The 20,538-nt window shown below is 58.0% G+C and carries 16 protein-coding genes; 11 read left to right on the top strand and 5 right to left on the bottom strand.

All coding sequences use genetic code 11. The features are described from left to right. Positions 1–110 precede the first annotated feature (110 nt). Positions 111–1,016 (bottom strand): LysR family transcriptional regulator, encoded by a 906-nt coding sequence (locus tag ACOZ42_RS15815; RefSeq protein WP_003805641.1) that lies wholly within the window; start codon positions 1,014–1,016, stop codon positions 111–113. Positions 1,017–1,124: 108 nt separating this feature from the next. On the opposite strand from ACOZ42_RS15815, the gene ACOZ42_RS15810 reads away from it, so the two are divergent. The 3 genes from ACOZ42_RS15810 (at position 1,125) to fabG (ending at position 3,761) form a co-directional block, all read left to right on the top strand. Next, positions 1,125–2,003 (top strand): pirin family protein, encoded by an 879-nt coding sequence (locus ACOZ42_RS15810; protein ID WP_059318116.1) that lies wholly within the window; start codon positions 1,125–1,127, stop codon positions 2,001–2,003. Between the two features lie 156 nt (positions 2,004–2,159). Next, on the top strand, positions 2,160–2,786 hold the full coding sequence (gene ycaC / locus ACOZ42_RS15805; RefSeq protein ID WP_059318117.1) for an isochorismate family cysteine hydrolase YcaC: 627 nt from the start codon (positions 2,160–2,162) through the stop codon (positions 2,784–2,786). Between the two features lie 234 nt (positions 2,787–3,020). Beyond that, positions 3,021–3,761 (top strand): 3-oxoacyl-ACP reductase FabG, encoded by a 741-nt coding sequence (fabG, locus tag ACOZ42_RS15800; protein ID WP_059318118.1) that lies wholly within the window; start codon positions 3,021–3,023, stop codon positions 3,759–3,761. A gap of 186 nt (positions 3,762–3,947) precedes the next feature. On the opposite strand, the gene proP is transcribed toward fabG, so the two are convergent. Both proP and ACOZ42_RS15790 read right to left on the bottom strand, forming a co-directional pair. Continuing rightward, a complete protein-coding gene (gene proP / locus ACOZ42_RS15795; RefSeq protein ID WP_003805648.1) occupies positions 3,948–5,480 on the bottom strand; it encodes a glycine betaine/L-proline transporter ProP in 1,533 nt (510 codons plus the stop codon). Between the two features lie 250 nt (positions 5,481–5,730). Next, positions 5,731–6,675, bottom strand: coding sequence for a LysR family transcriptional regulator (locus tag ACOZ42_RS15790; protein WP_059318119.1), 945 nt, complete (start codon positions 6,673–6,675; stop codon positions 5,731–5,733). 106 nt (positions 6,676–6,781) lie between these two features. On the opposite strand from ACOZ42_RS15790, the gene ACOZ42_RS15785 reads away from it, so the two are divergent. The 6 genes from ACOZ42_RS15785 (at position 6,782) to ACOZ42_RS15760 (ending at position 13,278) form a co-directional block, all read left to right on the top strand. Next, entirely contained in the window at positions 6,782–8,266 is a 1,485-nt protein-coding gene (locus ACOZ42_RS15785; protein WP_003805650.1) for an N-acyl-D-amino-acid deacylase family protein, read from the top strand. Between the two features lie 125 nt (positions 8,267–8,391). Beyond that, a complete protein-coding gene (locus tag ACOZ42_RS15780) occupies positions 8,392–9,804 on the top strand; it encodes a gluconate:proton symporter (protein WP_426345355.1) in 1,413 nt (470 codons plus the stop codon). Positions 9,805–9,823: 19 nt separating this feature from the next. Beyond that, the gene (locus ACOZ42_RS15775) at positions 9,824–10,669 is read left to right on the top strand and encodes a serine hydrolase (protein WP_415301987.1); all 846 of its coding nucleotides are present in this window, start codon (positions 9,824–9,826) and stop codon (positions 10,667–10,669) included. Positions 10,670–10,691: 22 nt separating this feature from the next. After that, positions 10,692–11,516 carry a carbon-nitrogen hydrolase family protein gene (locus ACOZ42_RS15770; protein ID WP_003805656.1) on the top strand — a complete coding sequence of 275 codons (825 nt, stop codon included), beginning with the start codon at positions 10,692–10,694 and terminating at the stop codon, positions 11,514–11,516. Between the two features lie 29 nt (positions 11,517–11,545). Further along, positions 11,546–12,349, top strand: a complete 804-nt coding sequence (hutG, locus tag ACOZ42_RS15765) for an N-formylglutamate deformylase (RefSeq protein WP_059318122.1) — start codon at positions 11,546–11,548, stop codon at positions 12,347–12,349. 80 nt (positions 12,350–12,429) lie between these two features. Further along, a complete protein-coding gene (locus ACOZ42_RS15760; RefSeq protein WP_426345354.1) occupies positions 12,430–13,278 on the top strand; it encodes a putative RNA methyltransferase in 849 nt (282 codons plus the stop codon). Here the strand turns inward: ACOZ42_RS15760 and ACOZ42_RS15755 are convergent. After that, positions 13,275–14,861 carry a diguanylate cyclase gene (locus ACOZ42_RS15755; protein ID WP_426345353.1) on the bottom strand — a complete coding sequence of 529 codons (1,587 nt, stop codon included), beginning with the start codon at positions 14,859–14,861 and terminating at the stop codon, positions 13,275–13,277. The two genes, ACOZ42_RS15760 and ACOZ42_RS15755, sit on opposite strands and share 4 nt — an antisense overlap. 262 nt (positions 14,862–15,123) lie before the next feature. Between ACOZ42_RS15755 and acnA the strand changes: the two genes are divergently transcribed. Both acnA and ACOZ42_RS15745 read left to right on the top strand, forming a co-directional pair. Beyond that, the gene (gene acnA, locus ACOZ42_RS15750; protein ID WP_131071047.1) at positions 15,124–17,877 is read left to right on the top strand and encodes an aconitate hydratase AcnA; all 2,754 of its coding nucleotides are present in this window, start codon (positions 15,124–15,126) and stop codon (positions 17,875–17,877) included. Positions 17,878–18,004: 127 nt separating this feature from the next. Further along, positions 18,005–19,420: an MFS transporter gene (locus tag ACOZ42_RS15745; RefSeq protein ID WP_003805667.1), complete on the top strand. Its 1,416-nt coding sequence runs from the start codon at positions 18,005–18,007 to the stop codon at positions 19,418–19,420. Here ACOZ42_RS15745 and ACOZ42_RS15740 read toward each other — a convergent pair. Then, positions 19,417–20,271 carry an aldo/keto reductase gene (locus tag ACOZ42_RS15740; RefSeq protein WP_003805669.1) on the bottom strand — a complete coding sequence of 285 codons (855 nt, stop codon included), beginning with the start codon at positions 20,269–20,271 and terminating at the stop codon, positions 19,417–19,419. The two genes, ACOZ42_RS15745 and ACOZ42_RS15740, sit on opposite strands and share 4 nt — an antisense overlap. Positions 20,272–20,538 lie beyond the last annotated feature (267 nt).

Genomic DNA, 20,538 nt, shown 5'->3' with positions numbered 1-20,538 from the left:
GATGGCCCGTTCAGAGAAAACGCCCTGCATATGCAGGGCGTTTTTGTTTTCTGAAACCGATCGCGCACTCAATGACCGGGTTTCTAAGCCTGCCAGGCTCAGAATGGCGCTTAGTCCTCGTCCATGGCTTGGTAGCGTTCGACCAGATAGTCCAGCAGGGCCCGTACGGCGGGCATTTGACCACGGCGCGAGGAAAACACCGCATGAATGATCTCGCGGCGCGGCGCCCAGTCCGGGATCAGTTTGACTAAAGCGCCTTGTGCCAATTGATCGCAAACCACCAGTGTAGGCAGTTGGACGATTCCCACTCCAGCCAGGGCCGCGGCGCGCAGAGCGGTCATGTCCGTCGTGATCAGACGGGGTGTGTGGTGCAGTACGGCTTGCGCTCCATTGGGTCCGAACAAGGTCCAGGTATGGGTTTGCTGAGGCACACCCAGGCCCAGGCTGGGATAGTCGGCCAGATCCGCCGGCGAACCGGGCATTCCGTAACGGGCAATCAGCGCCGGGCTGGCTGTCAGACATTGGCTACGATCGGATAAAACACGCATCACCAGATCACTGTCCTGCAGGGGCGGGGGGCGGACGCGGATTGCGATATCCAGTGCTTCTCCGATGAGATCCACCTTCCGGTTGGTGGCCTCCAGCTGAACCGTCACATGCGGATAGCGGACCATGAAATCAGCCAACATCGTGCTGACATGCGCGTTCAGCAAGGTGATGGGGCAACTGAGACGTACCACGCCACGTGGCTCGGCATGCGTCATTTCAATGGCGGCTTGTGCCGCTTCAGCCTCTACCAGCATGGCCTTGCAGTGTTCGTAATAGGTCTGGCCGATTTCGGTCACCGTAAAGCGCCGGGTAGAACGTTGTATCAGCCGAACCCCCAGGCGCTCTTCCAAAGCGGCCAGTCGGCGGCTCAGGGTGGATTTGGGCAAGCCCAGTGCGCGACCGGCCGGGGCAAAGCCGCCGTGATCCACAATCTGAACATAAAAGTACAAGTCATTTAAATCGTGCATAGCGCTTTTATCGTTCCATAAATGGAACAGAGATGACCGTTTTAGGGGGCTACTGACTTCATCGTTCCGAGTTTATTCTGTCTCCTATGTTGAAACAAGGAGATGGACATGAAGAACATTCTTGGTATTTATAGTGCGCCCCGTCCCCATTGGGTGGGCGACGGCTTTCCCGTTCGCTCCCTGTTTTCGTACCACACGCACGCAAAACAGCTGAGTCCTTTTCTGTTGCTTGACTATGCCGGCCCGGCCGAGTTCGCGCCCAGCGAGCACAAGCGCGGTGTAGGTCAGCATCCGCACCGGGGGTTTGAAACGGTCACCATCGTCTACAAGGGGGAAGTGTCGCACCACGACTCCACCGGCCAGGGGGGCACGATCGGACCGGGCGATGTGCAGTGGATGACGGCGGGTTCGGGCATCTTGCACGAGGAGTACCACTCTGATGCCTTTGCCCGTTCGGGCGGCACCTTGGAGATGGTGCAGTTGTGGGTCAACCTGCCAGCCAAAGACAAAGGCACGCCTGCCGGTTATCAGGCTATTACTGACAAGCAGATCCCTGTCGTGCCTCTGCCCGATGCTGCCGGCAAGGTGCGCATTATTGCCGGTGAAAAAGACGGCGCTACAGGCCCTGCCAGAACCTTCACCCCCATGAATGTATGGGATTTGCGCCTGAATCAGGGGGGGATTGTCGAGCTGGAAAGTCCGCAAGGCTGGACGGCCGCCTTGGTGGTTCTGCACGGCACGGTGCTGGTCAATGGGCAAAGTGTGGTGCGTGAAGGGCAATTGGTAGTGCTGGATCGCGCCGGTAGCCAGTTCATGGTGGAAGCCAATAACGATGCGGTGGTCTTGCTGATCAGTGGTCAACCGATTGATGAGTCCATCGTGGGTCATGGGCCGTTTGTCATGAATAGCCAGCAGGAAATCTTGCAGGCGATGGACGATTTTAACAATGGCCGCTTTGGCTCCATGCCTTCTGGCGCGACTTCCTAAGGCTGGTCGGTGAGGGCGGCCCGGTCCGCTCTCACTGGCTGGGTTGAAACAGCTCAACGCTTTGTTTTTGCAGCGCGATTTCCCAGAAGCGCTTTAGCCGTGCCGGGTGCCGGATTGGCACCCACCCTTTCTTACTCATTCTTAAGGAGAACTGAGATGACTACGCCTTACAAACGTCTTGATAAAGACCAGGCCGCTGTATTACTGGTCGATCACCAAACCGGGCTGCTGTCTCTGGTTCGTGATATTGATCCGGACAAGTTCAAGAACAATGTGCTGGCTTTGGCTGATCTGGCCAAGTACTTCAAGCTGCCCACGATTTTGACTACCAGCTTTGAAGAAGGCCCTAATGGCCCCTTGGTTCCCGAACTGAAAGAAATTTTTCCCGATGCGCCTTACATCGCACGTCCTGGTCAGATCAACGCCTGGGATAACGACGAGTTCGTCAAGGCTATCGAGGCAAGCGGCAAGAAGCAGCTGGTTATTGCGGGAGTCGTCACGGAAGTGTGCGTGGCATTTCCGGCCCTGTCGGCCCTGGAAGCCGGGTTTGATGTGTTTGTGGTAACCGACGCCTCGGGGACATTCAATGAAATTACCCGCCACGCAGCGTGGGATCGCATGTCGGCGGCTGGCGCGCAGTTGATGACCTGGTTTGGGGTGGCCTGCGAGCTACACCGCGATTGGCGTAACGATGTGGAAGGTCTGGGTGCCTTGTTCTCTGCCCATATTCCTGACTATCGCAATCTGATCCACAGTCACAGCAAGTTTACTTCTGGCAAGTAAGCGTTTGTTTGCCCTTCTGCCCAGTTTGATGGGCAGCATTTTTTTCGTTTTGGTCGCCCGCGAGGAGCAGGCAGACATGGATAAAATTTGCTCATTTTGACTGGCGGAAGGCGGACGAACGGAGTAAAAAACTAGGTGCTGGTGTGAACGGGTAAATAGACCATGGTCTGTGGGGATGCTGTGAAAACCTGGGTTTGCATGACAGCGTGGAGCGATTTTTAAAAGGTAGCTGGAATGCGATTGAAAGATAAGGTGGCGCTTGTAACCGGATCGGCAGCCGGTATAGGTTTGGCAACGGCCAGAAAGTTTGCCCAGGAAGGCGCGGTAGTGGTCTTGTGTGACCGGGATGCCCAAGCCCTTGAGTCGGCCGCACAGTCCTTGCACGCCCCGGGCGTGACGGTCGTGGCCTATACCGTGGATGTCACCGACCGTGCTCAGATTGATGCGATGGTGGCGGATGTAAAGCATCGGTTCGGCCGTATCGATGTATTGGTGAACAATGCTGGGATCACCAAAGACGCCAAGCTGCTGCGCATGACGGAACAGCAGTTTGACGATGTCATTGATGTCAATTTGAAAGCGGTATTCAATTTCACTCAGGCAGTGGCCGCGGTGATGCTGGAGCAGGAAAGCGGCGCTATCCTCAATGCGTCCAGTGTGGTGGGGCTGTATGGCAATTATGGTCAGACCAATTACGCGGCCAGCAAGTTTGGTGTGATTGGGTTTACCAAGACCTGGGCCCGTGAACTGGGCCCCAAAGGGATTCGCGTCAATGCCGTTTGCCCTGGTTTCATCGAGACGGACATTTTGAAATCCATCCCTGAAAAAGTGCTGCAAGGCTTTCGCGATCATTGCTGGCTGCGCCGTATGGGCAAGCCGGAGGAAGTGGCCAATGTATACGCGTTCCTGGCTTCGGACGAGGCCAGCTTTATCAATGGCACGACCTTAGAAGTATCAGGTGGCCTGACGATTTGATGTTGCGTCTGCAGCGGCGCCTGAATCGGGGCCGCGCCAAGGCCTGGAGCGCAAGTTACAAGCCCGATCCCGCCTTGAAACGGGATCGGGTTTTTTGATGCAGGCTTTCAGCGGGGATGCCGCGGCGTGAGAACTGTTTGCCGATTTCCCGGCCCGCGCCAACGGGCTTGGCAGCAGGGACAGGATTTAATCCAACTCGGGGTGGCGGTCCACCAGACCTTGGCGTTTCTGTTTCAGGCTTTCCAACTCGGCCTCGGCCTTGGCAATGGCTTCTTCCACCTCCTGGACGCTTTGCTCGATGTGATCGTAGGCTTGTTGGAGCAGTTCTTTGGCTTCCTTGGGGTTGGAGGCGGTCGGCGTATCGCCGCGCAAGGGGCGGTTAGCCGTTTCAGGCAGGAACACGGCCGTAATCAAACCGATGACACTGGCAAACATCAGGTAATAGGCAGGGATCAGAAGGTTATTGCTTTGCTCCACCAGCCACGCAGCGATGGTTGGCGTCAGGCCCGCCACAATAATCGCAATATTGAAAGAGGCGGCCAGGGCACTGTAGCGTAGTCGGGTCGGGAACAGGGCGGGCAGGGTAGAGGCCATGACCCCGGTCAGGCAGTTCAGTAAAACGGCCAGAATCAGCAGTCCCAGAAAGATCTGCACATTGCTGTCGCTGCCAATAAAGTGGAAGGCGGGAATGGCAAAGATCAGCAGTCCCAGACTGCCGGCCAGCAAGAAGGGCTTGCGCCCGATCTTGTCGCTGACAAAGCCCACCACCGGTTGCACAAACAGCATCCCGATCATCACCACCACAATAATGAAGACACCGTGTTCTTCGGCATAGCCCAGACTGCTGGACAGATAGGTCGGCATGTAGGTCAACAACATGTAGTAGGTAATGTTGGTGACCAGCACCATGCCAATACAGATCAGCAGGGCTTTACGGTATTTGGAGAAGATCTCGCCAAAGGAAATCGTCGGGCGCTCTTGCAGGGCGGCACGGTCCTCTTTTTCCATCTTTTCCAGTTGCTCGGTAAAGGCTGGCGTCTCTTCGGCCGCATGGCGCAGATACAGGCCCAAAATGCCCAGTGGGCCGGCTATCAGGAAGGGAATGCGCCAGCCCCAGTCCTGAAAACTGGCTTCGCTCAGGGATGTTTGCAGCAACACCACCAGACCAGCGCCCAGCACAAAGCCTGCAATGGAGCCAAAGTCCAGCCAGCTTCCCAGAAACCCGCGTTGCCGGTCAGGTGCATATTCGGCCACAAAGACCGCGGCGCCGGTGTATTCGCCGCCCACGGAAAAACCCTGGGCCAGTTTGCACAGCAACAGCAAGATCGGGGCCCAGATACCAATCGCGAGGTAGGAGGGAATCAGGCCTATCAGGAAGGTGCTGATCGCCATGATGATGATGGTCAGGGACAGCACCTTCTGACGACCGAACTTGTCCCCCATCAGCCCGAAGAATACGCCGCCCAATGGTCGCACCAAAAAAGGCACGGAAAAGGTGCCCAGTGCCGCAATGGTTTGCACGGCGGGCGAGGCGTCGGGGAAAAAGACTTTACCCAAGGTGGCGGCCACAAAGCCGTAGACACCAAAATCAAACCATTCCATGGCGTTGCCCAGCGCAGCGGCAGTCACGGCTTTTTTGAGCTTGGTGTTGTCTACGACGGTGATGTCGTCAAGATGAAGCGGCTTGGCGTTGCTGGAGGTCGCGGAAGACTGCGTCATGGTGCTTCTCCTGGTGAGCAGGACGATGACGCGCTGGGTCGCCTTGTGGGCCATCAACACCCGGAAAGCAGCACGGGCATGATGGCAGGGTGATCAGGCGAGCCTGAACGGTGCTACGTCCGGCTTTGCTGTTCGTCTATTCATGGAAAGGGTCGAGCAGACTGGGCCAGGTCGCGTCATCCTGCGCACGCGACTAGCGGTCCTTATTGTTACCGAGGCCGGGCGCCCCTCCCATGATATTTGCATATGCTTACAGAGCGCGGCATCCAGGCGGTAATGCTGCTTTTTTCACATAGGCCCGCAGCTCATCCACCAAGGCGGCCGCTGCAGGTGTCAAATCATGTTCCTGATGGAACATCAGGCATAAGGTGCGAACCAGTGTGGGGGCTTGCAGCAGCGAAAAACTCAGGCCGGGCATGAGAACCCGTTGAGCGGCCAGGGCCGGCAGCAGGGCAATGGCCAGACCACTTTGTACCAACGCCGCTTGTGAGGTGGTGCTGGACGCTTCATAAAAAGGGGCTGAGGCCTCAATGGGTAAATCCGGTCGCGATTGCAGCACTGCCATGATGCCTGTTTCGTCCACCACACCGACCAGTTTGCGCTCCTCCAGCGCCGACCAACTGACCGTGTTGTTGGCATCGGGTTTGATCTGCGTGTCGTCGCTGCGATAGAGCACGCCGAATTGATCTTCCAGCAGGGGTTGACTGTCCAGCCCTTGGACATCTGCCCAGGGACTGGTCAGACCAAAGTCGATTTCTCCTGCCACGATCTGGCGCTGAATGCGGCCTGAGTTGTCATCACGCAGATACAGCCGTACCGCAGGGTGCTGCTGCGAGAAATGAGCGGCAGCCGGTGCAATCAGATCCGTGATGGCCGAAGGGGCGGCCGCCACACTGACCCGCCCGCTTTTCAATTCTCCGTAACGCATGACATCACTGATGGCCCCATCAAAGTCCGCCAGCAATCGCGTGATGCGCGGCAGGAACTCCAGGCCAATAGGCGTCAGGGATACGCGCCGACTGGTGCGATTGAACAGAGTGGTATTCAAGGCAACTTCCAACTGCTGAATCAGGCCCGTGACCGAGGACTGGGTTTGAAAAAGTCGCCGGGCGGCGTGGGTGAAGCTGGCCTCCTGGGCGACGGCGACAAAGGCATTCAGGTGCTTGAGCGTGATGTGCTTGGGAAGTCTGTCCATTTCATTTTCTGATTAATCAATTAACTTAAACAATTTTTCATATTAATAATACCTTTGGATAATGCGGTCAACTCCCCTTTTTGTGGGAGGGTAAGTGGAGACGTAAATGCAGACAGACGACCGCAGCTTGGACGTCAAGATCAGCAATGGCTGGATTATTGATGGCTTGGCCACCCCGCGCTGGCGCGGTGATGTGGGTATTCGGTCGGGGCGTATTGTGGCCCTGGGCGATTTGAGCGCCTGGCATGCCGATCAAGTGGTGGATGCCAGCGGCCATGTGGTGGCCCCCGGATTTATCGACACCCACGGTCATGATGACTTGATGTTCATCGAGCGGCCCGCTCTGGACTGGAAAACCAGTCAGGGCATTACGACGGTGGTGGTTGGCAATTGTGGCGTCAGCGCCTTTCCGGCTCCCTTGCCCGGCAATTCGGCGGCTGCCTTGGCCTTGCTGGGCGACTCGCCCTTGTTTAAGGACATGGCGCAGTATGCACAGGCGGTGCGTCAGTTAACGCCCATGATCAATGTGGCAGCCTTGGTCGGCCATGCGAATTTGCGCATGGCTGTCATGCAGGACCCGCTCGCTCAGCCTGACGCCGATGAGCAGCAGGCCATGCAAGCCCTGTTGGCCCAGGCTCTGCAGGATGGGGCGGTGGGCTTTAGTACTGGCTTGGCCTATGAGCCTGGCTGCATGGCCGAACCGGCCGAACTGGAAGGCCTGGCCCGTGTTGCCGCTTCCCAGGGCTCCTTGCATACCAGTCATATTCGCAATGAAGGCGATACGGTGCAGGAGTCGGTAGAAGAAGTGCTGGCGATAGGCCGCCAGACGCAGTGCGCCACCCTGGTGTCGCATCACAAGTGCATGATGCCGGCCAACTGGGGCCGCAGCAGTGAGACCTTGGCCAATATTGATCGAGCGCGCGCCGATGGCGTACAGGCCACCCTCGATATCTACCCCTATTCGGGCAGCTCCACGATCCTGATTCCTGAGCGCGCCCACACCATAGACCAGATTCGTATTACCTGGTCCGAGCCTCACCCGGAATGCAATGGCCTGTATCTGGCCGAGATTGCCGAACAGTGGGGCTGCGACCGTGAAACTGCCGCACGGCGTTTGCTGCCGGCCGGCGCGATTTATTTTGCGATGGACGAGAAAGAAGTCCAGCGTATTTTCAGCCACCCATGTTGCATGGTGGGCTCGGACGGATTGCCTGCGGATGCGCATCCCCACCCTCGGTTGTGGGGCAGTTTTACGCGCATTTTAGGGCGGTACGTACGCGAAGATGGCCTGATGTCCCTGGAGCAGGCGGTCGCCAAAATGACGGCCCTGCCTGCTTCGGTTTTCGGGCTGGAAAACCGCGGCGTGTTGCAAGTCGGCGCCTGGGCGGATCTGGTGGTGTTTAATCCCGAAACGGTGCAAGATTGCGCCACCTGGGAGCAGCCCACCTTACCGTCTCAAGGTGTGCAGACTGTGTTTGTCAATGGTGTACAGGTTCATCCTGTCGCTCCGGAGCAGCGGCCCGGACAGGTGCTTAAACGCGCCTTTGCCGCTCAGGCACAAAGCCTGGATGCGCCGATTATTTCGGTTTAAGCGGCGCATCGGACAAGAAACCAGTTGCCCGGATCTGGGGCCGTCAACCAGGGCAGGGTGATTGCATCACATGCAAAGGCCGGACTTATGAAAAGCCGGCCAGGAAGGATCGTTAAGGAGACGACATGAGTGTCATTCAGCAAGCAATGCCAACGGGCAAGCGCAATGCAGCCATGGTGGTGTTTTTAATTGGCATGGCGATTGCCTTGTACACCCATTTTTACATGCCGGGTGAAAGCTCCCTGTGGGGCTTGACGCCGGTAGTGGTGTTCGCGCTTATCGCCCTGCTGGGTGTGGACATTGTGTTGGCCACGATTGGAGCCATTGTTTTGGGCGCCATCATGACCAGCACGACGCCGATTGCGATGGGTAAACTGCTGGCCGAGTCACTGGGCTCGTTCATTGCGGTGGTGGGTTTGATTATTGTGCTGGGCGCCGGGGTTGGCGAGGTCGCCGCCCGTACGGGTGCCGCTGAGCAATTGGTGCGAGCCATTGTGAAGCGTATCGGCTTGTCCAATCCGATGCGTGTGCGTTTGGGCATCATGGTGGCGTCCACCCTGATCTGTGGCGCTCTGGGCACGTTGGCGGGCGGTAACGCCATTATCGCTGCGGTGGTGATCCCGATTGCCGCGGCCGTGCGTCTGTCTCCCCCCGCCGTGGCTGCCTTGTTCCAAAGCGCCGGCTCCGCAGGTCTGGTGCTGGGCCCATTCACTCCTAATGTGGTGACGGTAACGGGTCTGACCGGTTTGAGCTACACCGACTATTTGCTGGTGGCCGGCCTGCCGATGGCGGCGGCAACCTTGCTGACGGGCTGGTTCATGTCCGGCCGCATCCAGAAAATCACCAAAGACCAGTTCCAGTACGAAGAAGCCTCGCAAGGCCAGGCGGCTTTTGATGTGAATGCCAAGGCGTCGCCTAAAGCAGTACGTGCAGCCTGGGCTTTCTGCATCACGATTGTGGGTCTGGCGGCGGTGGGTATTGCCTCCAAGGCCGGCTTTGCATACGCCATTATTGTGATGGTGTCCCTGGGAGCGGCAACCGGTCTGGCCGGCGGCATGAACCCACGCGAGATTTTGCAGGCCATGTATGCCGGGGCGGGCAAGCTGATCTGGATTTTCTTCTTGTTCTGGCTGTTCAATCCCGTGCTGGTGCTGGTGGATCAGCTCAATGCCTATCACGCCTTGCTCGATTCGGTACAACCGTATCTGGTCGGCATCAGTGGCGCGGTACTGTGCATGTTGATTGTGGCCTTTAACGTGGTGGGCCATATTCCGGGAGCCGCCGTCGCACAGATGACCTTTACCGCCAAGATTTTTGGCCCCCTCCTGGCAGCAGCAGGCGTGGGTCCTGCCGCAACGGCCGCCGTCATTCTGGGTAGCTCGCAAATTGACTGGTTCGGTCCCTTTCCTTCTTCGGATATGTTCGGCCAGATGGGCCTGGCGCGTTCCACTCAGCTTAAATACATGTTGTATAACGGCTGGGCGGTGATGATCGTCAACTTGTTGATGTTCGCCGGTCTATTCCTGATTTTGGTCTGAGTGCGGAAGGAGAGTGTGTATGTTTGCCTTGGGAAGCGCGTTGTTGGATGCGCCACGGGTTCGTGAGCGTCTGCAAGAAAGACTGGAGCCTGTGCTGGCCCAGGAAGCCGCCCGCATTTCGATGGCGGTCTACGCGACCGACGGTACCTCCTTGTTTGAGTGGCATGCGCAGCGCGTCATGCCCTCGGCCAGCTTGATCAAGACGCCCATGCTGCTGTGTCTGCTGGAACAGGTTGCCCAGGGCAGATTGTCGCTGGATACGGTCTATCCCTTGCCTGAGGGAGACCGTACGCCAGGCACCGGTATTTTGAGCCAGTTGCCTGGCGTGACCAGCCTGAGCTTGCGTGAGCTGGCCCTGCTGATGATCATTTTGAGCGACAACGTCGCCACCAATGCGCTGATCGACTTGCTGGGCATGGCTAACATCAACGCCTGGTGCGCGCAGGCTGGCCTGCAGCAGACCCAGTTGCAGCGTCACATGATGGACATGAAGGCGCGGGAGGCTGGTAAAGACAACTGGACTACCGCCCAGGATGCCTGCTCGACCTTGCTCTACCTGCTTGGCTCGCCTGCCTTGCCGGAAAGCCTGCGTCAGCAGGGTCTGGACATGCTGGCTGACCAGCGTGAACGAGGACATTTCGCGGCAATTTTGCCTTCCATCGCTCAACTGGCTCACAAGACCGGCTCCTTGCCCGGCTTGCGTCACGATGCCGGAATCTTGACCATGGGTGAGCGCAGTGTGGTGCTGGCGGTGATGGCCGATGGCTTTACGGACGGGCGCACCAGCACGTCTCTTTACGGGGGGCAGGGGGCGGGGGTGTTGTCCCGTCTGGCCTTGGAAACTGCTCGCGCCTTGCAGTACTGAGCCGGGCTGAAAGGATAAAAGTATGTCTACGACACGTGTGGCCCTGGTTCAGCTGGATAGTGGCCGCGACCGCCAGACCAATCTGGATCAGCTGGAACATTGGGTGCTGGCCGCCGCCAGGGACGGGGCAAAACTCATTGTGACCCCCGAGTACAGCGATGTACGCGGCGATACGCCATGGCTGCAGCAAAACGCCACGCCTATCCCAGGCTTGGTAACCGAGCATATGGCCAGCCTGGCGCGGCGCACCGGTGCCTGGATTCATCTGGGTTCCATGCATGAGCGCCGTCCGGACGATCCTCGCCTGGGCAATACCAGTGTGACTTTCTCGCCCGATGGACAGATCGTGGCTCAGTATCGCAAAGTTCATTTATACGATGCGGTGGTCAACGGCCTGGAATACCGCGAGTCCGACGATTTTTGTCCTGGTGAGGAGGTTCAGAATGTGCAGGTCGGGGAACTGAACCTGGGTCTGAGCATTTGCTATGACATGCGCTTTGCCGAGCTCTTTCGTACCTTGCGAGCCCGGGGCGCGAATGTCCTGGTGGTGCCGGCTGCCTTTAATGTGCATACCGGCCGCGACCATTGGGAAGTGCTGTTGCGTGCCCGTGCCATTGAGAACCAATGCTATGTGCTGGCCGCCGCCCAAATTGGGGGGCCTGGTCCTGCCCTGCCCTGTCTGGGTCGCAGTATGATTATTGACCCTTGGGGAACGGTACTGGCCTGCATGCCGGATCATCCTGGCTATATCTGTGCCGATCTGGACCCCGCTCGTGTGCAGCGCATGCGCGAATCACTGCCGGCCTGGCAGCACCGCCGGGGTGATCTGTATCCTATTCCCTCTTGATTGTGTGCTGAAACCGACCGGAGCCCGTCATGACTGTTCCTGCTGCTTTTGAGTTTTACCCGGGCACTGTCCCCTTGCTGATCTCCATGCCACATTCGGGCACCTACGTGCCCTCGGATTTGCTGACGCGTTTCACGGAATCGGCTCGTCAGGTGCCTGATACGGACTGGCATATTCCCCGCCTTTATGAATGCGCGCGCACATTGGGGGCTTCGGTTCTGGCAGCGACCTATTCACGCTTTGTCGTGGACCAGAACCGCCCGCCGGACAATAGCAGCCTGTATCCGGGTCAAAGTGTCACCGGCCTATGTCCAGTGGACATGTTTGACGATGCGCCTATTTATCAGCCCGGCCAGGAGCCGGACGAGCGAGAGGTTGCCCAGCGGCGCGAAACCATCTGGTTGCCTTATCACCAGAAACTGGAAGAAGAGCTCACCCGCCTGCTGGCGCTGCATGGTCGTGTGGTCCTATGGGATGCGCACTCGATTCGTTCGGTAGTGCCGCGTTTTTTTGAAGGCCGCCTGCCCGATCTGAATTTTGGCACCGCCAATGGTCAGAGCTGTGATCCTGCCTTGAGCGAACGTCTGATGAAAACGGCCTTGGCCAACCAGGACTACAGCAGCGTGTTGAATGGCCGTTTCAAAGGTGGCTACATTACTCGCCATTACGGACGTCCTGAACAGAACATCCATGCGGTCCAACTGGAAATGGCGCAGTGCTGTTATATGCAAGAGCAATGGCCTTTTGCCTACAACGAAGAGGCGGCCGGTCGGATCCAGCCCCTGATCGAGGCTTTGCTGCGCGACGCGCTGGCCTTTGCCACGCAAGCGTAAACGCCTTGTCGGCCCCGGCACAGACTGTCCGGGGCGCTACACTATCGCCTTGGCCACGGTGGCCGTAGAGCGATTCATCCATGTCCGACTTTTCCCCCCCCCTGTTCGAGAAGCTGTGCTGTCCCTTGGATGGCTTGCCGCTCACATTTGAATCACCTAGCTGGCGTTGCGCCTCGGGTCATTGCTTTGACACCGCCAGTCAGGGCTATATCAATCTCCTGCCGGTACAGAACAAGCGTTCTCGCGATCCGGGCGATAGCAAGGAAATGGTAGCGGCACGCCGTCGCTATCTGGAATCGGGGGTGTATGAACCTATTGCCGCCGGTGTGTGGCGTGCCTTGATGGATGGTCTGGAAGGGGAGGCTCCTTATGCCTGTCTGGATGCGGGCTGTGGTGAAGGCTATTACCCGCGTTACTTGCGTCAGCAGGATCAAGATGGGCAGTTGGCCCTGATTGGTCTGGATATTTCCAAATGGGCCGTTATGGCGGCGGCACGCAGCTCCTCGGACATCCGTTGGCTGGTGGGCAGCAATGCGCAACTGCCAGTGCCCGATGGTGCCTTGGATGCGGTCTTATGCCTGTTTGGGTTTGCAGTGCCCGAGGAATTTTGGCGGACTTTAAAGCCAGGTGGCATCTGGGTTCAGGTTGAGGCCGGGCCGGAGCATCTGCTGGAGCTGCGTCGCATTATTTATCCGACGCTGAAAGCCGATAAGGAAGAGAATCTGGTGCCCCCGACCGGCTTTAGCCTGGAAACCACCGAACGCGTCCGTGCCCAGATCCGGCTCGACTCACAGGAACAGATTGCAGACCTGCTTTTGATGACACCTCACCTGTTTCGAGCCAGTGCCCAGGGGCGGGAACAAGCGCGTCAATTGACGAGCCTGCCCGTTCAGCTGGATGTGCGTATCAAGGTGCTGCGCCGTCTTTAAGCGCTCTGCTTGTCTGTTTCGTCTACGCCAGGATCGCACAGCTCGACGCGGTTGCGACCATTGCGCTTGGCTTTATACAGGGCTTCGTCCGCCAGTTTCAGGACGGTACTGTGGTCGCGGGCGTGAATCGGCCAGTGGGCCAGCCCGATTGAAATGGTGATGGGCGAGCCCGCAGGACTGCTAGTCTCGCTGATCAGAATGCGCAAGCGCTCGGCCAGTTGCAACGCCTGATCGATATCCTGATCGGGCAGGAAAATACAGAACTCCTCACCGCCGACCCGGCAGATCAGATCCGTGTCGCGGGTGCAGGCCCGCATGGTGTCGGCCAGAAAGCTCAATACCAGATCGCCGACATCGTGGCCGTAGGTATCGTTGACCCGTTTGAAGTGGTCAATATCCACGGTCAGTACGGAAAAGGGGGTGTCCATTTCCTTCCATTGCTGCAGCACTGTCGTCATGCCGCGCCGGTTGTTCAGACCGGTCAGGGGGTCGGTATTGCGTTCCACATTCATGACGCCCATCTTGCGGTTGACACGTTTCAAACCCAGCAGCATGGCCAGCTTGATCTGGCGGGACTCAAAGTACCAGGCGTGAACCTGGGCAATACGGGAGCTGGCATTGGTCGAATCCAGATGTGGAGCCTGCCGGGCCAGTTGACGCAGGGGTTTGGCGATCAGCATGGCCAGCATCCAGATCAGAATCTGTACGGCCAGAAAAAAGGGAATGGAGTTGCGCACTACTTTTCCCAGCAAGACGGTCAACTCGTCCAGAACGACTTTTGTGGGGCTTTGTACCACCACCCCCCATTTCACATCGCTGCTGGGGGCGAAACCGGCCAGCATGTCCACGCCCTTGATGTTGCGCAAGGACAAGGCGTCACTTTCGCCCTGGCTGACGGCATCAATGGCCGGGTTGCCGTGTATGACTTCGCCAATACGCGCGACATCCCGGTGGAAAATCAGGCGTTTGTGTTGATCAACCACATAGATGTAGGAGCCATCACGGTAAAAATGTTCACCTAGCAGGGTATTGAGGCTATTGGGCTCGTGCAGATAAATAGAGCCGCCCACCAGACCTTTGTAGTTTCCCTGGGCGTCAAAAAGAGGGTGGGACAGAAAAATCAGCAAGCGCCCCGTTGCGGACAGATAGGGCGGACTGACGACGGGTTTACGCGTTTTCAAGGCCAGTTGAGTGCCTTCGCCGCGCAAGGTTGTGCCCAACAAGCTGAGCTTTTCAGGAGCATTGGCCAGGACCCGTCCCTCGGCATCGAGAATCAGCACCGAGTTAAAACTGTTGTTTTGTTCTTTCAGCCGTTGTACTTCGTCGATCAGTAATTGTTCGTCGATATACCTGGATCGCTCGAGCACGCCAGCGCTATAGCTCAGTTGCTGCAACAGGTTGGCGATAAATGCATCTGTACTGCTGGCCAGTTTCAGCGCGTAGGCGCGGTTTTTTTCCAGAGCTTGCTCGATCAGCAAGGAACGTTCCGCTGAGTAGGCCCCATACAAGGTGTAGCCCATGGTCAGCAGACTGCTGGCAGTAGCCAGCAAGAGAATCAGCCGGCGCAGATCAACAAAAAACATGAGGAAGGGCGAGTGCTCGAAATAAAGGGAGGAAAGGGGGCACAAGACAGGCGGGAGGCACCTAAATGATTATACGTAAAGAATGTTTCCGGGTTTGTGTAGGTGTGTCGGAAGGCCACAGGGGGGACGTCACGCGGGGCAGGGGGTGGCGCCAGCGTGTAAGATGTGAAATGGTCTAGACCCATAGACAATTACCCGATGTGTTTTGCTGGCTGGGTGAATTGGGTGGTATCGGCCGGCACTTTTCCATGGAGATCCCGATATGAAAAGCGTAGATAGTTTTAAAGCTTTGCACCAGTTGGATGTCGGCGGGCAGTCCTACGACTACTATCGGTTGGATGCGGTTCGTGGAGATGGTCTGGATGTTGCCAGTCTGCCTTATGGCTTGAAGATCCTGCTGGAAAACTTGCTGCGCACCGAAGATGGTGGGGATGTGACGGCCGATGACATTCGCGCCCTGGCGGCCTGGGACCCGGCTGCCGAGCCTGACCGCGAAATTGCTTTTACCCCCGCTCGCGTCGTGTTGCAGGATTTTACGGGCGTGCCTGCCGTGGTGGATTTGGCTGCCATGCGCGAAGCGATGCAGGCACTGGGCGGCGACCCGCAAAAAATCAATCCTCTGGCGCCAGTAGAGCTGGTGATTGACCATTCGGTGATCGTGGACGATTTTGGCAAGCCCAGCTCGTTTGAACGCAACGTGCAGATTGAGTACGAACGCAATATGGAGCGTTATCAGTTTCTGCGCTGGGGCCAAAGCGCGTTTAACAATTTCAAGGTCGTTCCCCCCGGTACGGGGATTGTGCATCAGGTCAACCTGGAGCATCTTGCCCGTGTGGTCTTTACACGCGACGAGCAAGGCCGTCAGCTGGCCTATCCCGATACCTGTGTCGGTACGGACTCGCACACTCCCATGGTGAACGGTTTGGGCGTGGTGGCCTGGGGGGTAGGCGGGATTGAGGCTGAAGCGGCCATGTTGGGTCAGCCTATTTCCATGCTGATCCCGCGTGTCGTGGGCTTTAAGCTGACCGGTCAAATGCCCGAAGGCACAACGGCCACGGATCTGGTGCTGACCATCACCGACATGCTGCGCCAGCACGGCGTAGTCGGCAAGTTTGTCGAGTTCTATGGCCCAGGCGTCAGTGCCGTGCCTTTGGCCAATCGTGCCACCATCGGCAATATGAGCCCCGAATACGGCTCCACCATCTCCATGTTCCCGATTGACGAGGAAACACTGCGTTATATGGAGCTGACCGGACGTAGCAAAGAGCAGATCGAGCTGGTGCGTGCCTATGCGCAGGCTCAGGGGCTGTGGCACGACCCCGAGCACGAGCCACGTTATTCCGAACGTCTGGAGCTGGACCTGTCCACGGTGGTGCCCTCGATCGCCGGACCTAAGCGTCCCCAGGACCGTATCGCACTGTCGTCCTCCAAACCGGCCTTCCGTACTGCGGTGCGTGATTTGCTGGGCGATGATGTCGCCACCTACGACGAGGCCGTCGAAGAGAGCTTTCCTGCCTCGGACGTGCCCTCGCATAAACCGCCAGCACCCCGGAAAGCGGCGGTGGAGTTCACGCTGGCCGATGGCAGCCCATGCACGCTGGATCATGGCTCGGTCGTTATTGCTGCGATTACTTCATGTACCAACACCTCTAACCCCAGCGTCATGATGGCGGCGGGGCTGCTGGCCAAGAAGGCCGTGGAAAAGGGCCTGAGCCGCAAGCCTTGGGTGAAAACCAGTCTGGCTCCGGGATCGCGCGTGGTCACGGATTACTACCAGCGTGCAGGTCTGACCCCTTATCTGGACAAGCTGGGCTTTGATCTGGTTGGCTACGGTTGCACCACATGTATCGGTAACTCCGGTCCCTTGATTCCGGAAGTCAGCCAGGCCATTAATCAGAACGATCTGGCGGTGGTGTCCACGCTGTCCGGCAATCGTAACTTCGAAGGGCGCATTCACCCCGAAGTGAAAATGAACTACCTGATGTCGCCCCCGCTGGTGGTGGCTTATGCCCTGGCCGGCACCATGGATATCGACCTGTACCACGAACCGTTGGGGCAGGGCAGCGATGGTCAGGACGTCTATCTGAAAGACATCTGGCCTTCCGCGGCGGAAGTACAGGAGGTGATTGGCAAAGCCATTGCCTCCGAGATGTACCGTGACGGCTACGCGGATGTATTTGCCGGTGATGAGCGCTGGCGCTCCCTGCCTACGCCCAAAGGGGATCGTTTCGAGTGGCAGGACGATTCCACCTACGTGCGAAAACCGCCTTATTTCATTGACCTGAAGCGTGAGCCCAGCCCTGTGGCGGACATACGGGGGGCCCGCGTACTGGCCAAGCTGGGCGATTCGGTGACGACAGACCATATCAGCCCTGCCGGTTCCATTGCCCGCACGTCGCCGGCTGCCACTTACCTGATGGACCACGGTGTCAAACCCCAGGATTTCAACTCCTATGGCTCTCGTCGCGGCAACCATGAGGTCATGATTCGCGGCACGTTTGCCAATGTGCGTTTGCGTAATCAACTGGCACCTGGCACAGAAGGCGGTTATACGCGCGACTTTACGCAGGACGGCGCGCCGGTAGCCACGATTTACGATGCCTCGCGTCATTACCTCAATGCCGGTGTTCCGCTGGTGATTCTGGCGGGCAAGGAATACGGCTCGGGTTCTTCTCGTGACTGGGCGGCCAAGGGCACCGTGCTTTTGGGCGTGCGTGCGGTGATTGCCGAATCCTACGAGCGCATTCACCGCAGTAACCTGTTGGGGATGGGGGTGATGCCCTTGCAGTTCCTGGCTGGTCAAAATGCTGCCACGCTGGGTCTGACCGGGGATGAGGTGTTTGATATTGAAGGCATCACGGCGCTGAACCAGGACCGCATTCCGGAAAAAGTCACTGTGCGGGCCGGTGATATCGAGTTCGAGGCGCTGGTTCGAATCGATACGCCCAGCGAAGCGCATTACTACCGTCATGGGGGTATCATGCAATACGTTTTGCGAGGCTTGCTAAAGGCATAAGCGCTGCGGCAGGCCAGAGCGTGTTGTGATACGCCAGCAGGTGCGCCAGTGACTTGAGGGGACTGGCGCACTGGTGGATGAGAGGGCCGGCATGTCTGCCGGCTTTTTTGCTTGGATAAAGAAAAAAATGACACATACCCAGGAAGCTTCTTGGTCTGAGTTACTGTCGGGCCGCAATGGCTTGCGCTCCCTGGCCCTGGCCGGAGGGGTGGCTGTTCATGCCATTAACGTATACGTGGCCACCACCATTCTTCCTTCGGTCGTGGAGGATATTGGCGGGCTGGAGTACTACGCCTGGAATACCACGTTGTTTGTGGTGGCCTCGATTCTGGGCTCGGCCCTGTCACCGCAGGTTCTGGAGAAGTGGGGCCTGCGACACAGCTTTCTGATGTCGCTGTTGTTTTTTGCCATTGGCACGACCTTGTGCGCGGCAGCGCCCTCCATGCTGTTTTTGCTGTTTGCCCGCACGATTCAGGGTTTAGGGGGCGGCTTGCTGCTGGGTCTGAGCTATTCCTCCATCCGGCTGGTGTTTGAGGAGCGGCTCTGGCCGCGTGTCATGGCCCTGGTCTCCAGCATGTGGGGGGTGGCTACCCTGTCGGGCCCGGCCATTGGCGGCGTTTTTGCCCAGATGGGACAGTGGCGTCTGGCCTTCTGGAGTGTCTTGCCCTGTGCGGCCTTGCTGGCGGTGCTGGTCTGGACACAGCTGCGCGATGCGCGGGCTCCAGAATCACGACAATCAGGCTCGACCCTGGGCAAGGTATTGTTGTTGACGGCTTCGGTGCTGGTAATGTCGGCGGGCAGCTTGTCCACCTCCTGGGTGATCAATCTGGCCGGTGTGGCGGGCGGTGCTGCCTTGGTTTACGGGATGGCACGCTCAGACCGTCAATCTACCAGTCGTCTGTTTCCCCAAGGCACCTATTCGATTCGTACTGCTTTGGGCAGTCTCTATGCCGGTATTGGTCTGGTCAGCGTGGCCGTAGCGACCGAAATCTTCATTCCGTATTTCCTGCAGATCATTCACCACATGAGTCCCCTGAAGGCGGGCTATCTGACCGCCTTGATGTCAGGGGGATGGACCTTGGGGTCGATTGCCAGCTCCAGCCGTGGGCTGGAAACCGGCGATAGACTGATTATTGTCGGGCCGGTGCTCTCGGGCCTGTCCCTGGCTGCTTTGGGAGTCCTCATCCCATGGGTGGGCTTGAGTGAGGGGACAGACTATTCCTGGGCCCTGTATCTGGCTTTGCTGGGCGTGGGGGTAGGGATTGGGCTGGCCTGGCCGCACTTGTTGACGCGGGTTTTTCATTCGGCCCCCAAGGGGCAGGAGAATATCGCCTCGGCCGCCATTACCACCTTGCAGTTGTACACGATGGCATTGGGGGCGGCCTTGGCAGGGATAATTACCACGGCAACCGGGTTTGTGGACCCTGGCGGCATGCAGGGCGCGCGTCAGTCGGCACAGGCCTTGCTGTGGTTGTTTGCCCTGGCGCCCCTTTTAGCTGCCTTTCTGTCCGGACCGGCGCGCCGTGTGCGTCCTGGCGCTTAGTCCTGGACGGTGCTTTTGGGCAGGCGAAACAGTTCCGGGTCTGGGCCAAGACGGCCATCGGGCCGGTCCAGACTGGCGATATCGGCCATATCCTGTTCGCTTAGCTCGAAGCTGAAGATGTCCATATTGGCGCGCTGACGCTCGGGGGAGTTGGACTTGGTAATCACCATATTGCCCAGTTGAATCTGCCAGCGCAGCATGACTTGAGCCACGGAACGGCCATGCTGCTTGGCAATCTTGTTCAGCACCGGGTTGTCCCACAGCGTGCCCAGCCCCAGGGGGCTCCAGGCTTGAGTCTGAATGGCATGATCTTCATGATAGTGGCGCGATTCAGCCTGCTGGAAACCGGGGTGCAGTTCGATCTGGTTCAATACGGGCAGAACGCCGGTCTTGTCCAGCAGGGTTTGCAGGTGCTGCGGCAGAAAATTGCATACCCCAATCGATTTCACACGGCCCTCGTTGCGCAGATTGATCAGCGTCTCCCAGGTCTGGATGTACTGGCGGTTTTTGGGCACGGGCCAGTGAATCAGGTACAGATCTACATAATCGAGCTGCAGCTTGTCCATGCTTTCCTCAAAGCCTGCACGGGTATTGTCGTGGCCATGCATGTCATTCCACAGTTTGGTGGTCACAAACAGCTCTTCGCGGGGCACCTTGGACTGGCGAATCCCTTGGCCGACTTCGGCTTCGTTGCCGTAAATGGCGGCAGTATCGATCAGGCGGTAGCCCGCTTCGATGCCACTGCACACCACATCGGCCGTTTGCTCGGCAGGTACCTGCCAGACGCCCAGGCCCAGTTGCGGGGCGCGGTTATCATCATGGAAGGTGATTGTTGGGGGGGTAGTCGACATGGGTCTCTCCTCGGTTGAGTGCACGGCAAAACAGCCTGGATACGACTGATGAAACCACCGCGCATTGGGAACAATCGGGTTCTAGAGTACAAGCGCTGACTCTGTAAAAGTCCTTAAAAGGACCGGAATCCGCATGGGGTGGACACGCGAGGCTTGTACGCAGGCAGGAAATTAGCTTATTGTTTTTTGTCCTGCGGCGATTATAGAGGCGTCGACTGGTTTTTTTCTTAAGATGTTGCAATCTGCATCATTCACAATCCTATATAA

Source organism: Alcaligenes sp. HNGD-HTN06, assembly GCF_049932565.1.
Lineage (GTDB): Bacteria > Pseudomonadota > Gammaproteobacteria > Burkholderiales > Burkholderiaceae_B > Alcaligenes > Alcaligenes ammonioxydans.
The sequence above is the reverse complement of the archived record's forward strand: the minus strand, read 5'-3'. Positions and strand labels throughout refer to the sequence as shown.